This window comes from Bacillus sp. 5w2, from assembly GCF_054353775.1.
The window spans coordinates 37,564-53,151 of record NZ_JBTIWT010000007.1 but is presented as its reverse complement, the minus strand read 5'-3'; the positions used below and the strand labels follow the sequence as shown (position 1 = coordinate 53,151).

The window sequence follows — 15,588 nt, the reverse complement described above, 5'->3', positions numbered from 1 at the left end:
ATATGGAAAGGAGACTATTTATGAAATATAAATGGTTATATATCGGTCTCATTTTTTCAATTATGATGGCACTTGTTCCAGTTTCAACATTAGCTTATACAAATACTCCACATAACTGGGGAATTCCGCGTCCTAAAAATGAAACAGTACCAGATGCAGGGAAACTGTATACAGAATTATTACAAAAAAATGGCGGGTTTTATTTAGGGGACACGGAGAAAAAAGATATTTATTTAACATTTGATAACGGTTATGAGAATGGATACACAGGGAAAATTTTAGACGTACTAAAAGAGAAAAAAGTACCAGCAACCTTTTTTGTAACGGGGCATTATATTAAAACACAAAAAGATTTATTGTTAAGAATGAAGGATGAAGGACACATTATTGGAAACCATTCGTGGAGTCATCCTGATTTCACAACGGTAAATGATGAGAAACTTCGTGAAGAATTAACGAGTGTAACGGAAGAAATTAAAAAAGTAACTGGGCAAAAAGAAGTGAAATATGTACGTCCTCCGCGCGGTGTATTTAGTGAAAGAACGTTAGCTCTTACGAAAGAAATGGGCTACTATAATGTATTTTGGTCACTTGCATTTTTGGATTGGAAAGTGGATCAGCAAAGAGGATGGCAATATGCGCATAATAATGTTATGACGATGATTCATCCAGGATCTATTTTATTACTTCATGCAATATCAAAAGATAATGCAGAAGCACTTGCGAAAATCATTGATGATTTGCGCGAGAAAGGGTATCATTTTAAAAGTCTAGATGACTTAGTAAAAAGCAATCAACCGTAAGCATGTATGCTTGCGGTTTTCTCATGCTATAATGATTTGTAAAAAGGATGGGGAAACGTATGTGGAGCGAACATGTTACGTTAGAGTATCCGTATCACTTTGAAGAGGTATTAAGACGTTTATCTTTTGACCCTCTTCACGTCATTCAATTAGATGAGAAAGTTATGTATGTCCCGCTTTGTATAGACGAGGAACAGATTGTTGTTCGCTTACAAGGGATTGGTACTGTTCAAAATCCACAGTTTTGGATTTCTAGTCAGACAGGAGATCCGGAGAAAGTCATGAAACGAATGAGAGCCATTTTTCATTGGAATGAACCGTTTCAAGATATACAAAACCATTTTTTAAACACATCATTACGGCCACTATTTGAAACATATGCTTATACTCCAATTATTTTAGAATTTGATTATTTTGCTTGTCTTCTTCGCTGTATCATTCATCAACAAATAAATTTGAAATTTGCTACTGTGTTAACAGAACAGTTTGTGAAACGATATGGAACAGAGAAGAACGGTGTATTCTTTTTCCCCACTCCAGAAACAGTAGCAAATATTTCAATAGAGGAATTGAGAGAGCAGAAGTTTAGTCAGCGAAAGGCTGAATATATAGTAGGATTAGGTCGAAGTATTGTCAGCGGTACATTAGATTTAGCGAGTATAGAAACCAGGGCGGAAGAAGAGGTTTCGGCACAATTGTTACCAATTAGGGGGATTGGTACATGGACAGTGCAAAACTTTTTAATGTTTGGACTTGGACGGAAAAATATGTTTCCGAAAGCGGACATTGGGATTCAGCGTGCAGTACAAGGTGTATTTCAACTAGATGATAAACCTGATGATGCATTTTTAGAAAAAGTGAAACAAGAGTGTGAACCATACTGCAGTTATGCAGCGTTATATTTATGGAAAAGTATAGAGTAGAGGTGTAATAATGATACAAAAGCAACATGAGAGTAAGTTGGAAGTTGGTCAAACGTTTCCTGTGACAATTAAACGTCTTGGGATTAACGGAGAAGGCGTTGGTTATTTTAAGAGACAAGTTGTTTTCATTCCAGGGGCATTACCAGGAGAAGAAGTTGTTGCAGAAACAACGAAAATTCAGCGTGGCTTCGCTGAAGCGAAAGTGAAAAAAGTTCGTAAAGCTTCACCACATCGTGTGAAAGCACCATGTCCGGTATATGAAGAGTGTGGCGGCTGTCAGCTGCAACATTTAGATTATAAAGAACAATTAAATCAAAAGCGTGATATCGTTGTACAAGCATTTGAGAAGTACATGAATAACACTTTGGAAGAGAAAATTCGTCCGACGCTTGGCATGGAAAATCCATGGCATTATCGTAATAAGAGTCAATTACAAGTGGGACGTAAAGACGAAAAGGTCATTACAGGGCTGTATAAGCAAAACTCACATCAGTTAATTGATATTGCTCATTGTATGATTCAACATAAAGCAACGAATGAAGCGACCAAAGTTGTAAGACGTATATTAGAAAAATTAAATGTTTCTATTTACAATGAGAAAAAACAAAAAGGTTTAGTACGCACAATTGTGACACGTACTGCAGTTCAAACAGGGGAAGTACAAGTTACACTTATTACAACAAAAGAAGAATTACCAAATAAAGATCAATTTATCGCAGAAGTACAAAAACAGATGCCAGCTGTTAAATCAATTATGCAAAACGTAAACTGGCGTAAAACATCTGTTATTTTCGGTGATAAAACATTTAAATTAGCTGGAAAAGAAGTAATTCAAGAAACACTAGGTGATTTATCATTTGAATTATCAGCACGTGCATTCTTCCAGTTAAATCCAGAACAAACAGTTGTTTTATACGATGAAGCGAAAAAAGCAGCTGCTTTAACAGGCGATGAGAAAATTGTAGATGCGTATTGTGGTGTTGGTACAATCGGTCTTTGGCTTGCAAATGATGCAGCGGAAGTACGTGGTATGGATGTCATTCCAGAAGCAATTGCAGACGCAAGAAAAAATGCGAAGCGCCACGGATTTACAAATACGAAATATGAAGCAGGTAAAGCTGAACAATGGTTACCGAAATGGGTAAAAGAAGGATGGCGTCCAGATGTAATTGTTGTCGATCCACCTCGTACAGGTTGCGATGATAAATTACTGGAAACAATCTTAAAAGTGAAGCCGAAACAAGTTGTTTACGTATCCTGTAATCCTTCTTCATTAGCACGTGATGTACAAGCGTTAATGAAGAGCTATGAAGTGGAGTATGTACAACCAGTTGATATGTTCCCACATACAGCCCATGTAGAAAATGTAGTGAAGCTTGTTAGAAAGTAAAGTGTATTCATATTCCCTCACGACACGAGGGAATATTTTCTATGAAGGAGAATGAAATGTACAATTATAAATTAACGATTCAGTACGATGGTGCACGTTTTAAAGGATGGCAACGTCTCGGTAATAACGATAATACGATTCAAGGAAAAATTGAAAGTGTCATATCTGAAATGGTCGGAAAAGAAATTGAAATTATCGGTTGTAGTAGAACAGACGCTGGTGTACATGCTTTAAATCAAGTTGCTAACTTTCAAAGTGATGAGAAGTTAGTGGAACATAAAGTGAAAAAATATTTAAATCAATATTTACCTAATGATATTAGCATTACGAATGTAGAAGAAGTACAAGATCGCTTCCATGCTCGTTACAATTCTAAAGCAAAAACATATCTTTATAAAATTTGGAATGAAGAGCATACAAATCCATTTATGCGTAAATACAGCATGCATGTGAATAAAAAATTAAATGTGAAAAGCATGAAAGAAGCTGCGAAACATTTAGTTGGTTCACATGATTTTACTGCTTTTTCAAATGCGAAATCAAAGAAAAAGTCTATGGTTCGAGAAGTATATACACTTGAAGTGATGGAAGAAGCAGGATTTGTACAAATTAGAGTAAGTGGTAACGGATTCCTTCATAACATGGTACGAAAAATTGTTGGAGCATTAATTGAAGTTGGATTAGGACAATTAGATGCGGACGCAATCCCAAATATTTTAGAGGAAAAACAACGTAATCAAATTAATTGTCTTGCTGAGGCGAGTGGTTTGTATTTGGAGAATGTTGAATTTTAATAAACAATAAAAAAATCGAGCTGTGTAAGCTCGATTTTTTTATTGTTTTGGCGTTAAGAAGATTTTTCTTTCTTCATACGTATCTTCAAATTCCAAAAAGCAGCAAGCATAATAGCTGCAAAGGAGCCGCTAATTGTTGCTAATAGTTTTGCATAAGGATAAGCATTCATTTCAACTAGTAACATCATACATACAAGGGTAGGGAAGAAGGCTAAGTATTGTAATAACTTTAATTTGTTATCATTACTCATATATATCGTTCCTTTCTAGTATGTTATATGTTTATTATAGAATATTTTTCCAAGTGTTTATTTGCACTTGGAAGCGAATTTATCCTACATTTGATTAAAGTTTCACTTCATTTCATATGTGTAAATGAAGTTTTTTAATCCGATATTGTAAGTTTTGCCTACTTAATCCCAAAAACTTTGCAGCTTGTGAAATATTACCATGATACTCTTTCAAAATTTGATTGATGTAGTTCTTTTCCATTTCTGCTATTGTGTGCTTTAACGTTTTAGGTGCATCAGTATCGTTACTGGTTAGGAAAGGTTGCGTATTGAATTCTTTTTTTATTCGTTCGCGAAAGCGAGTGGGAAGATGAAATGCTGTAATGATATTTTCATCTTCAACCAAGTTCATTGAACCTTCAATGATATGTTCCAATTCTCGTACGTTTCCAGGCCAATTATATGCATACAGGAATTCTCTTACATGTATATCTACATCCGTTACAGCGAGTCCAAATTGAATGTTGTACTTTTCGATAAAGTGCTGAACAAGGGCTGGAATATCTTTTTTTCGTTCTCGTAAAGGCGGGAGACATAAAGTAACGACGCTTAATCGGTAATATAAGTCTTCCCGTAATCGATTGTGTGTAATAGCTTCAAGGGGGTCTTCATTAATAGTTGCTATAATACGAACATCAATTTCTTTTTCTTGTGTGCCCCCGATTCTTCGTATTGTTTTTTCTTGTATAGCTCGCAGTAACTTCGCTTGAAGTGCTGGACTTAATGAGTTGATCTCATCTAATAACAAAGTTCCTCCGTTGGCTTCTTCAAATAAACCAGCTTTATCGATAGCTCCTGTAAATGCACCTCGGTTCGTACCAAATAATAAGCTTTCCATTAGCGTATCAGGTATAGCAGCACAGTTTTGTGAAATGAACGGTTTTGTTGAACGTTGACTTTCATTATGGATACTTTGTGCAAATAGTTCTTTTCCAGTTCCTGTTTCTCCTACGAGAAGTATGGAGGAAGATGTACGAATTACCCTTTTTCCTTCCCCAATGGTTGATTGAATGGCTTCAGAATCACCAATTATGTGATCAAAGGTAAATTTAGTGTTTTGTTTTCGAGAAGAGTCCATTTTTATTGTTTGCTTTAAGTGATTCATCTCTTTTGAAATTTCAATAGCGCCTTTAATTTTTCCATTTTCTATTATAGGGAAAGTATCGTTAATCGTCGTAATTTCTTGCCCTTTATTGTTAAAATACGTTTGTTTTATATTTTTGTTTGTTTTTCCTAATTTTAATGCTTCTATAAGAGTACTATTTTTATTTTCTTCAAATGCGAATACTTCTAAAGGACTTTTATATAGCACATCTGAGCGTTCCATTGATTCAATTTCCATCATTTTGCGGTTATAGATAATCGTTTTACTTTCCTCATTAATAATATGAATCCCGATATCGAGTTCATTGAGTAAAGTTTCATATAGCATATTCATTTCAATGATCTGTTTAAAATTAATGTCTTCTGTACGCATAGATTATCTTCTCCTCATTTCACCCTATGAAGACTGACTTTTTATAATTTTATTAAAATTCTTATAAAATCGCAAAATTTTTTTGCTATTTTCTTTTTAAAACTTCTTGAATGATAGAAAAATTTTGCGGTTATGAAGATTTTTTCGTGAGGAATCCTCATTTTAAATAGGAATTGGAGATTGGTATGCTTTTTGCATAAATAATAGTTGAAATCTTTAAAGGAGGGATATGCAACGTTTCAGTACCAATTAATAAGAAGGAGGAGTTTATAAAGTGAAGACGGTTATAGAAGGCGTGTATAGTCCTTGTTACGGGAAAGTAGAGAAGTTATTTGTTGCGGAAAGTTCTTACGTATACGAGTGGGAGAAATTAGCGTTAATTGAAACGATAGATAAACAGAAAGTAGAAATTAAGGTAGGGATCAGTGGGTATATCGAATCATTAGAAGTAGTAGAAGGACAAGCCATCGCTGATCAAAAGTTATTAATAACAGTGAGGGATGATCTTTTAATAACAGGTAGTGATTAATACTATGTATTTTGCTCTTTTCAATAATTATTCTTATTATGGACAATTTTAAGAACGCTTACATGAAATGGGTTTCCAAAGGGAAGAGGGGGGAATTATATGATGGACCAAAACCAAGGGTTAAAAAGGGAATTGAAAAGCAGGCACATATTTATGATTGCACTTGGAGGAGTTATTGGTACCGGTCTTTTTTTAGGATCTGGGTATACCATCCATGAGGCTGGGCCTGGAGGAGCGATTGTAGCGTATCTTGTTGGAGGATTTGTTATGTATTTAACGATGCTCTGTCTCGGAGAGTTAGCTGTTGCGATGCCTGACGCAGGATCTTATCAAACGTATGCTACAAAGCACATTTCCCCTGCAGCGGGTTATGTAGTGGGATGGATGTCGTGGTTAAACTGGTCTGCTACGATAGGTATTGAACTGATTGCAGTTAGTATTTTAATGAAACGATGGTTTCCTGATGTACCGTCATGGATTTGGTGTGTAGTGTTTGCAGTGCTTCTCTTTGCTATTAATGCGTTATCTTCAAGAAGTTTTGCGGAAGTTGAATTTTGGTTTGCAAGTATTAAAGTAATTACAATCATTGCATTTATTATTTTGGGCGGGGCAGCAATGTTTGGTTTTCTAGATATGAAAGGACATGAACCAGCACCGATGTTTTCTAGTTTTACTGATTATGGTGGATTGTTCCCAAATGGATTATCAGCTATTTTAATTACGATGATTGCTGTTAATTTTTCCTTCCAAGGAACAGAACTAGTCGGTATTGCAGCAGGTGAGAGTGAAAATCCAGAGAAAACGATCCCGAAGGCAATTAATAATACAGTTTGGCGTATACTTGTGTTCTTTGTATTATCTATTTTCATTCTTGCGGGATTATTCCCTTGGCAGCAAGCAGGAGTGATAGAAAGTCCATTCGTAGTTGTATTTGATAAGATTGGTATTCCTTATGCAGCGGATATTATCAATTTCGTTATTATTACAGCGGTTCTATCCGTTGCGAATTCGGGGTTATATGCAACTTCCCGTATGCTATGGTCTATGTCTAATCAAGGAATGATTAGTCCGATTTTTGGTAAGTTATCTAAAAATGGTGTTCCTATTTACGCATTGATTGTAAGTACAGTTGTAGGTTGCCTTTCATTACTATCAGGTATTTATGCGGAAGATACAGTTTATTTATGGCTACTTTCAATTGCAGGATTTGGGGCGATATTAGTTTGGGCATCTATTGCTTTATCTAACTTATTAGCTAGAAGGTCATACATAAAGCAGGGCGGGGATGTGAAGGACTTGAAATTTAAAACACCATTATATCCATTCGTACCACTGCTTGCATTAGTATTAAATGTAACAGTAATTGTTGGTATGGCCTTTATTCCAGAACAAAGAATGGCATTGTATTGTGGAATTCCATTTATGATTGTTTGTTTACTGTTTTACCGTGCGACAAAAAATAAGGGAAGCAAAATAGAACATGCTGAAAAAATAAATACAACAGAAGCAGAAAGTTTATAAATATATTAGAAACTTATGCTGAAAAAAGAGACTGTAAAATTGTAAACAGTCTCTTTTTTTGTGAAAATAAAGCTGGAAACATACTATGTATGCAAAGGGGAATTAGCGATGAATCAAGAAGTTTCACAGCTATTAGAACAGATTGATTTACGAAAAGATGAGTTACTAGAGCTTACAAAGAATTTAATCCGTTTTGAAACACCAGCACCGCCGGCGAGAAACACAAGTGAGGCGCAAGAATTTGTTGCAGATTTTCTAAGGAAGCGAGATTTCAGTGTTGATAAATGGGATGTATATCCGAATGACCCAAACGTTGTTGGGGTGAAAAAAGGGATAGAAAGTGACACGCATAAAAGTCTTATTATTAATGGACATATGGATGTAGCTGAAGTGTCAGCAGATGATGTGTGGGAGGCAAATCCGTTTGAGCCATTTATAAAAGATGGTTGGTTAGTTGGACGTGGTGCAGCTGATATGAAAGGGGGACTGGCTGGAGCGCTATTCGCTATTCAGCTTTTACAAGAAGCAGGTATTGAATTACCTGGAGATTTAATCTTTCAATCAGTAATTGGGGAAGAAGTGGGAGAAGCGGGTACACTTCAATGCTGCAAAAGAGGTTATGATGCTGATTTTGCAGTCGTAGTGGATACGAGTGATTTACATATGCAAGGACAGGGCGGTGTAATCACCGGATGGATTACTGTGAAGAGCCCGCAAACGTTTCATGATGCAACACGCAGGCAAATGATCCATGCTGGAGGACGTTTATTCGGAGCGAGTGCGATTGAAAAAATGATGAAAATTGTGCAAAGTTTACAAGAATTAGAGCGTCATTGGGCAGTCATGAAAACATATGAAGGCTATCCCTCTGGAACAACAACAATTAATCCAGCTGTTATTGAGGGCGGACGTCATGCAGCGTTTATTGCAGATGAGTGCCGGTTATGGATAACAGTGCACTTTTATCCGAATGAAACACATGAAAAAATAATAAAAGAAATTGAAGAGTATATTGGGAAAGTAGCAGCTGCTGATCCATGGTTAAGTGAAAATCCACCACAATTTAAGTGGGGCGGAGAATCAATGATTGTGGATCGTGGCGAAATTTTCCCTTCTTTAGAAATAGATAGTGAACATGCAGCTGTAAAAACGCTTAGCTCAGTACACGAATCAATTCTCTCTAAAAATGCAATTTTAGATATGTCAGCAACGGTAACGGATGGTGGTTGGTTTAGTGAATTTCATATTCCAGCTGTTATTTATGGACCAGGTACATTAGAAGAAGCTCATTCAATAAATGAGAAAGTTGAAGTAGAACAGTTATTTGAATTTACAAAAGTAATAACAGCATTTATATATGAATGGTGTCATACGAAAAAATAGATTAGTATGTTGAAATCGTACAGGTATGTATACTTGTACGATTTTTTAGTGAACTATTTCAGAGTTGAATAGAAACAACTGAAATAGTTCTTTATTTTTCTATGTCTTTCGTTTTAGTTCCATTAATTTCTCTTTTGCTAATTCAACAGCAATTGCATCATCTAAATAGCCAATTGGAAAGAGGTAATCGGGAATAATATCTGTCGATAAAATGAAATACAGTAATGCGCCTCCAAGAACTGCACGCTCTTCTTTCGGATTAGTTTCATTGCAAAATTGTTGATACATATCTGTTAATTGTTCAATAAAAGGACCAGCACTATCAATTTGTTCTAATTTGCTTGCGAAACTTTCATGAATCCGTTTTTCACCTTCTGTTGTTTGAGCGTAGCGTTCATAGTTTTCAAGTTCTTGTTTTACGCGAGTTGTTGTGTAGTCGAAGTCAAATAAGTTAGAGGATTGCAGTGTTTGTTGAATTGTATCAAGAGATGTGTACATATCCGTTTTTTCTTTATTAATGTGAGGAGAATCCGGATACATTTCATCAAATAATAATTGGGGTGGGACTTGCAGACATTCTGCAAATTTTTGTAGATGTTTTTGTTTTGGTGGTTGTTTACCATTCATAATTCTTGAGATTGTTGCGGGATCAATATTTGTAAGCATTCCGAGTTGGCGCATGGATAAGGCACGTTCTTTCAAAAGTTTTTTTATTAATGTACTAAGCCGTTCATTTGGATTTTCTTTAGGCATAGTGGAGGCACTCCTTTTTTATTGTTGAAAAAATGTTGAGCATTTATTACATGTATATGAAACAGACAGGCACAGTTGCTCAACATTTTCATAAGATGCATTGAAAAGTGAGAAGAAAGGGTGACTGTTTATGAGTACGGCAGGTCTATTTTCAATTTTTTTAATCGGGATTGCTTCTAATTTAGATAATGCAGGTGTTGGGATTGCATATGGCATTCGTAAAATCCGAATTTCGTGGCTTAACAATTTTATCATCGCATTTTTTGGCTTTTTATTTACTTTACTAGCTGGCTTTTTTGGGAACTGGATTGCTTTATTTATTTCAGAGTTTACGGCAAACCTGATTGGAGCAATCGTTTTAGCGATAATCGGGGTGTTTATTTTATGCCAGCCTTTCTTGGGGCAAAGAAATACCGTAGGCTCTAAAGAAGGTAATGTACTTATGGGAATTTTACGTGATCCAGAAAAAGCAGATTTTGATGGTTCTAAAACAATTAGTTTTTCAGAAGCAATTGTTTTAGGAGTTGCACTGTCTATTAATAATATTGCAGGTGGGTTTGATGCTGGGGTAACAAACTTGAATCTGTGGCTTACAGCAACTATTTCTGGTGTGTTTAGTTTTATTTGTATTAGTGGTTTTGCGTATGTAGGAAAACGATTTTTAGCAGAATACTTAGGGAAATGGGCTACTGTGATTGCGGGCGTGCTATTAATTCTTATTGGGATAGATCAGTTATTGTAACATACAATGTTCGAGCATTTCCTCGGAAATACTCGAATGAATTGCATATATCGACATCGGATGCGTAATTATCTAAACGCTACTGTTTTTATAAATATTAAAGCACCTACATAGGTGCTTTTTTAACGTATATCTTCAATTAATTGTTCCGATTCTTCATGCATACTGTATTCACTTAAAACCTGAATACAAAGCCACTTTAATTCTTCGATCGTATGTTCAAGTTCTTCAGGAAGCACATGATGAATGTCTTCAAGCCCCATTCCGAAATGAATAAGTTCAAGTACTTGATCATCGATATTCCGATCCATTAGTAGTTCAAGTACTTCTAAATTAAATATGTATCGGTGAGCTTCATCGAGTGAAACCACCTTTAACTTCAAGCTTTCTACAATACTCAATATAAAAAGAAGAATTGTTTTTTCAAGAACAGGCTGTTTTTCCATTTGAAATATTAGTTTCATCTTTCACACCTCCACATATAGCGCTAGGTTGTACTATATTATTCAGGAGGGGGGAGCAAATATGCATGATATAGAGAAAGTTTCAGTACGTTTTTTGTAAGGGTATGGATAGCTAATAAAGTTGAGGTTTTTTATGAAATAAAAAAATCCTGCTAGTATAGCAGGATAACTCTGAATTAAAAAATGCTCCAACCTTCTTGAGCAGAAAGAAGTTCAAGAATTTTAAAACCAGCGATACTATTCCCATTTGCATCTAAAGCCGGTCCGAAAATGCCAATTCCCATTTCTCCTTTTACGCAGCCGAAAATGCCACCAGCTACACCACTTTTTGCAGGAATACCAACACGGATCGCAAATTCACCAGACTCGTTATACATACCGCATGTAACCATAAATGTTTTACAGATTTTTGTAATATGTTTAGGGATAATTTGTTTTTTCTTATATGGATCATATCCATCCATCGCAAAAATTAAGCCGATACGTGCTAAATCGATACAGTTTACTTCAACTGCACATTGACGAGTGTATAAATCCATAAGTTCTTCGATGTCACAATCGATAATTCCGTTTTGTTTCATATAGTAACAAAGTGAACGGTTTAAGTAAGCTGTCTCTAATTCTGAATTGGCAACTTTAGAAGAATAATTAATGGTAGGATTATCTGTTATTTCACGTACAAAATGAAGGATGCGCTCCATTTTTTTTTCATTATCTTTTCCTGTTAACATGCTTGTAATAGCTAGTGCCCCCGCATTAATCATTGGATTAAGTGGTTTGGATGGGCTTGTTGTTTCTAACTTAATAATAGAGTTGAATGGATCACCAGTTGGTTCCATTCCAACTTTAGAAAATACATATTCTTCACCACGATCTAAAAGGGCAAGTGCAAGTGTAATTACTTTTGAAATACTTTGAAGAGTAAATAGTGTTTGTGAGTTGCCAGCATGGATGTATTCTGTATCTTTATGGAAAATGGCAATCCCTAAATCATCTGGATTTGCATTTCCTAGTTCGGGGATATAAGTAGCAAGTTTTCCTTTTTTCGTATATGGTTTTACTTGTTCTAACAACTGTTGTAAGTTGTTTGTTTCAATGCACTGCATAGTACCAACGCTCCTATTTCGAATTAACTACGTTTACTTTTCCCGATATGCTCGGAAATAAATAATAACATGAAAAAGTGGAATGATAAAACGAAAGTTACATGTTCGATAGTAGGTCGTTCGTTTCGGGTCTTCTGTATTAAAAAAGGAGAATTTCCCTTTTATATAACAGTTTGGAAATAGGAGATTTATCCATAAAAAATTCGAAAATAAAAACTACACATCTATACAACTATATGTTATTATGGTTATGTAAATAGAAAGCGTTTTCTAAGGCGTACTTATAATGATAACGATTTCATAAATTTGATAGGGGGAATTAAAATGTTGCAGTTTTTACAACGTATTGGTAAAGCGTTAATGCTTCCAATCGCCGTACTACCAGCAGCAGGATTATTGCTTCGTTTAGGGCAACCAGATGTATTTGATATTCCTGTTATGGCACAGGCCGGTGCAGCAGTTTTTGATAATTTAGCACTTATTTTTGCAATTGGTATTGCAATCGGTCTTTCAGTTGATGGTAGTGGTGCAGCAGGTCTTGCAGGTGCAATTGGTTATCTAGTTATGAAAAACAGTATTGATGCACTTAGTAAGGGATATTCTACTGTAGAATTACAAGATAAATTAGGCAAAGTTCAAGATTTAATAGGTAATAGCGCTAATGTAGATCCATCTAAGCTTGCAGATACAATGACACAAGTATCTAAGGCAGCCGAATTATCGACTAAAGTGGATATGAAAGTTTTAGGTGGTATTATTGTCGGCGTTATAGCAGGATTCCTTTACAATAAATTCCATAAGATTAAACTTCCAGAATGGTTAGGTTTCTTTGCTGGAAAACGTTTCGTTCCGATTGTTACATCGGTTGTGATGCTAATATTAGGAATTTTATTCGCACAAATTTGGCCAGCAATTCAAAATGGCATCGATGCATTAGCTCATGGAATTGTTAATTTAGGTGCAGTTGGTTCAGGTCTATTTGGTTTATTAAACCGTCTCTTAATTCCAATTGGTTTACACCATGTAATGAACACATACTTCTGGTTCGTATTTGGTGACTTTACAAATGCAGCAGGTAACGTTGTAAATGGTGATATTGCTCGCTTCCTTGCAGGAGATAAAACAGCAGGTATGTTTATGACTGGTTTCTTCCCAGTTATGATGTTCGGTTTACCAGCAGCATGTTTCGCAATGATTGCAGCTGCTAAACCAGAAAAACGTAAAATGGTTACAGGTATGTTAGGTGGTCTAGCATTAACTTCATTCTTAACTGGTATTACAGAACCAATTGAATTCTCATTCATGTTCTTATCACCAGTATTATATGGTATTCATGCCGTGTTAACAGGTATTTCTTTATTTGTAACAACAGCACTTGGCATTCACGATGGTTTCACATTTAGTGCCGGTGCAATTGATTACTTCTTAAACTTTGGTATTGCAACAAAACCAGTATTGCTAGCGGGAATCGGTTTAATTTACGCAGTAATTTACTTTGTAGTATTCTACTTCTTAATTAAGAAGTTTGACTTGAAAACTCCTGGTCGTGAAGATGACGATGAGTTAGCTGAAGAGGATGATGCGCCAGTTGCAGGTTCAATTGGTGAAACTTACGTATTAGCTTTAGGCGGAAAAGAAAACTTAACAGTTATTGATAACTGTGCAACACGTCTACGCTTACAAGTGAAAGATGCTGGTCAAGTAAACGAAGCAGCATTAAAACGTGCTGGTGCAAAAGGTGTTATGAAATTAAGTAACACAAGTGTCCAAGTTATCGTAGGTACAAATGTTGAATCTGTTGCCGATGATATGAAAAAACACGTATAAATAATGAGATAAGAGGATATCCCAAAAGATTGATAACATCAATTTTTAGGGGATATCCTCTTTTTTTGTTAATAATTTAACGGGAATCTTACTTTTGTAAATTTTCTTTTTCTTTTTTATGCATATAGGTTGGTAATATGTACAGTGCGTGATAAAGTAGGGATGACGTCGAATGGAATGTCAAAAATCTATGAAAAAGTTCTGGAATGAATCTTGTGTAGTGGAATTAAATTATCGGTAAATAAGGGGAAAAAAGCAATTATGGATCAGGAAAAAAATAATGCGAATGGGAAAGCACGTCAGCCGATTGTATACATAAAAAGAACAATCATTCTCGTCTTACTATTTTCAGTTGTATATTTCATGTATACAAAAATTGTTGCGGATAATAAGAAAGAAAAAACTTTAAAAGCAGCAGCAGAAATGAAGAAACAAGAAGAGCTAAAAAAGAAAGAAGAAAAAAAGAAGCAAGAAGCACAAAAACAAAAAGAGCAGGAAGAACAAGTGAAGCAAGCACAAGCTGTGGAAAAGCCTGCTGAGGGACCACCTCAAGAAATTAATGAAAACGCTCAATTAGATCAATATTTACAAAACGCAGGATTTAGTGGGACAGCTGTTATTGTGAAGAACGGAAAAGTTCTTTTGAATAAAGGGTACGGTATGGCGAACAAAGAGAAACAAGTACCGAATAATTCAGAGACAACTTTTTATATTGGCTCTATTTCAAAGGCGTTTGTAGCGACTGCTATTATGCAATTAAAAGATCAAAATAAATTAAACGTAGAGGATACGGTTGCAAAGTATATTCCAGATTTCCCTCAAGGTAATGGTATTCAGTTAAAGCATTTACTAACACATACATCAGGAATTCCAGAGTATGAGCAGGGAACAGAGGATATTTCTCATGAAGAATTGATAAAACGAATAGGAAAGCAAAAGCGTATTGGGAGTCCTGGAGAGAAATGGAAGTATTCCGATTCGAACTATTCTATACTTGCCTACATCGCTGAGAAGGTAAGTGGGCAACCGCTAGAAGAATATATTAAACAACATATTTTTGCTACTGCGGGTATGAAACATTCTGGTTTCGGTAAAGCGTTAGAGCAAACAAGGTTTCCATCGACAGGTTATAAAATAGTAAATAACAATATGACAACACCTAATATTCCAAGTATGTCACAACTATATGGTTGTGGTGATATATATACAAGTGCACATGATTTATATTTATTTAATGAAGCGCTATTCTCTGGAAAGTTAATTTCAAAAGAGAGCTATAATCAAATGTTTACGGCCGTGAAAAAGGATTACGGATTTGGTTGGTATGTAGACCCGGGAAGTTATTCGAATCACGGTGTAATGCCAGGATGGAATTGTTTAAATGGATTTAGTAAAAACGGAAGTGTATATGTCGTTTTATTATCTAACATCCAAAACAACATTAAATCGTTTGGTAAAGTGAACAACGACATTTATACGATGTTGCGAAATATTGAAGTGTAAGAGGCTATCCTGATGGATAGTCTTTTTTTATTGAGGAAGTGTATGTGCAATGAGATAATGAAATAAAGTGAAACCTTAATCAG

The 15,588-nt window shown here is 35.4% G+C and carries 16 protein-coding genes; 11 read left to right on the top strand and 5 right to left on the bottom strand.

The annotated features are described in order from the left end of the window. Window positions 1–20: 20 nt before the first annotated feature. The 4 genes from pdaA to truA are packed head-to-tail and all read left to right on the top strand — an operon-like array spanning window position 21 to window position 3,910. On the top strand, window positions 21–803 hold the full coding sequence (gene pdaA, locus ACXY7N_RS14375) for a delta-lactam-biosynthetic de-N-acetylase (RefSeq protein WP_016089445.1): 783 nt from the start codon (window positions 21–23) through the stop codon (window positions 801–803). A gap of 59 nt (window positions 804–862) precedes the next feature. Further along, a complete protein-coding gene (locus ACXY7N_RS14370; RefSeq protein WP_016133542.1) occupies window positions 863–1,726 on the top strand; it encodes a DNA-3-methyladenine glycosylase family protein in 864 nt (287 codons plus the stop codon). Window positions 1,727–1,736: 10 nt separating this feature from the next. Then, complete coding sequence (gene rlmD / locus ACXY7N_RS14365; RefSeq protein ID WP_016137005.1) at window positions 1,737–3,116, top strand: 23S rRNA (uracil(1939)-C(5))-methyltransferase RlmD; 1,380 nt, start codon at window positions 1,737–1,739, stop codon at window positions 3,114–3,116. A 56-nt stretch (window positions 3,117–3,172) separates the two neighbouring features. Beyond that, window positions 3,173–3,910 carry a tRNA pseudouridine(38-40) synthase TruA gene (gene truA, locus ACXY7N_RS14360; RefSeq protein WP_016089442.1) on the top strand — a complete coding sequence of 246 codons (738 nt, stop codon included), beginning with the start codon at window positions 3,173–3,175 and terminating at the stop codon, window positions 3,908–3,910. A 53-nt stretch (window positions 3,911–3,963) separates the two neighbouring features. On the opposite strand, the gene ACXY7N_RS14355 is transcribed toward truA, so the two are convergent. Further along, window positions 3,964–4,161, bottom strand: a complete 198-nt coding sequence (locus ACXY7N_RS14355; protein WP_016089441.1) for a hypothetical protein — start codon at window positions 4,159–4,161, stop codon at window positions 3,964–3,966. Window positions 4,162–4,273: 112 nt separating this feature from the next. After that, complete coding sequence (locus ACXY7N_RS14350; protein ID WP_016089440.1) at window positions 4,274–5,677, bottom strand: sigma-54 interaction domain-containing protein; 1,404 nt, start codon at window positions 5,675–5,677, stop codon at window positions 4,274–4,276. Window positions 5,678–5,951: 274 nt separating this feature from the next. On the opposite strand from ACXY7N_RS14350, the gene ACXY7N_RS14345 reads away from it, so the two are divergent. From ACXY7N_RS14345 to ACXY7N_RS14335, 3 genes are all read left to right on the top strand, one after another. Further along, window positions 5,952–6,206: a biotin/lipoyl attachment domain-containing protein gene (locus ACXY7N_RS14345; RefSeq protein WP_000859484.1), complete on the top strand. Its 255-nt coding sequence runs from the start codon at window positions 5,952–5,954 to the stop codon at window positions 6,204–6,206. A gap of 99 nt (window positions 6,207–6,305) precedes the next feature. Beyond that, the gene (locus ACXY7N_RS14340) at window positions 6,306–7,727 is read left to right on the top strand and encodes an amino acid permease (protein WP_033660242.1); all 1,422 of its coding nucleotides are present in this window, start codon (window positions 6,306–6,308) and stop codon (window positions 7,725–7,727) included. A gap of 108 nt (window positions 7,728–7,835) precedes the next feature. Continuing rightward, window positions 7,836–9,110, top strand: coding sequence for an acetylornithine deacetylase (locus tag ACXY7N_RS14335; protein WP_016137007.1), 1,275 nt, complete (start codon window positions 7,836–7,838; stop codon window positions 9,108–9,110). A 99-nt stretch (window positions 9,111–9,209) separates the two neighbouring features. On the opposite strand, the gene ACXY7N_RS14330 is transcribed toward ACXY7N_RS14335, so the two are convergent. Beyond that, window positions 9,210–9,863, bottom strand: a complete 654-nt coding sequence (locus tag ACXY7N_RS14330; protein WP_016089437.1) for a helix-turn-helix domain-containing protein — start codon at window positions 9,861–9,863, stop codon at window positions 9,210–9,212. A 130-nt stretch (window positions 9,864–9,993) separates the two neighbouring features. Here ACXY7N_RS14330 and ytaF point away from each other — a divergent pair, with 130 nt between their 5' ends. Continuing rightward, entirely contained in the window at window positions 9,994–10,605 is a 612-nt protein-coding gene (gene ytaF, locus ACXY7N_RS14325) for a sporulation membrane protein YtaF (protein WP_016089436.1), read from the top strand. Between the two features lie 122 nt (window positions 10,606–10,727). On the opposite strand, the gene ACXY7N_RS14320 is transcribed toward ytaF, so the two are convergent. Both ACXY7N_RS14320 and glsA read right to left on the bottom strand, forming a co-directional pair. After that, complete coding sequence (locus tag ACXY7N_RS14320) at window positions 10,728–11,069, bottom strand: DUF3969 family protein (protein ID WP_000766602.1); 342 nt, start codon at window positions 11,067–11,069, stop codon at window positions 10,728–10,730. A 176-nt stretch (window positions 11,070–11,245) separates the two neighbouring features. Next, window positions 11,246–12,175: a glutaminase A gene (gene glsA / locus ACXY7N_RS14315; protein WP_016089435.1), complete on the bottom strand. Its 930-nt coding sequence runs from the start codon at window positions 12,173–12,175 to the stop codon at window positions 11,246–11,248. A 69-nt stretch (window positions 12,176–12,244) separates the two neighbouring features. On the opposite strand from glsA, the gene ACXY7N_RS14310 reads away from it, so the two are divergent. The 3 genes from ACXY7N_RS14310 (at window position 12,245) to ACXY7N_RS14300 (ending at window position 15,505) form a co-directional block, all read left to right on the top strand. Beyond that, window positions 12,245–12,358: a transcriptional regulator gene (locus ACXY7N_RS14310; protein ID WP_080118111.1), complete on the top strand. Its 114-nt coding sequence runs from the start codon at window positions 12,245–12,247 to the stop codon at window positions 12,356–12,358. A 141-nt stretch (window positions 12,359–12,499) separates the two neighbouring features. Beyond that, the gene (gene nagE, locus ACXY7N_RS14305; RefSeq protein ID WP_016133546.1) at window positions 12,500–14,002 is read left to right on the top strand and encodes an N-acetylglucosamine-specific PTS transporter subunit IIBC; all 1,503 of its coding nucleotides are present in this window, start codon (window positions 12,500–12,502) and stop codon (window positions 14,000–14,002) included. Window positions 14,003–14,263: 261 nt separating this feature from the next. After that, entirely contained in the window at window positions 14,264–15,505 is a 1,242-nt protein-coding gene (locus ACXY7N_RS14300) for a serine hydrolase domain-containing protein (RefSeq protein WP_033659617.1), read from the top strand. Window positions 15,506–15,588 lie beyond the last annotated feature (83 nt).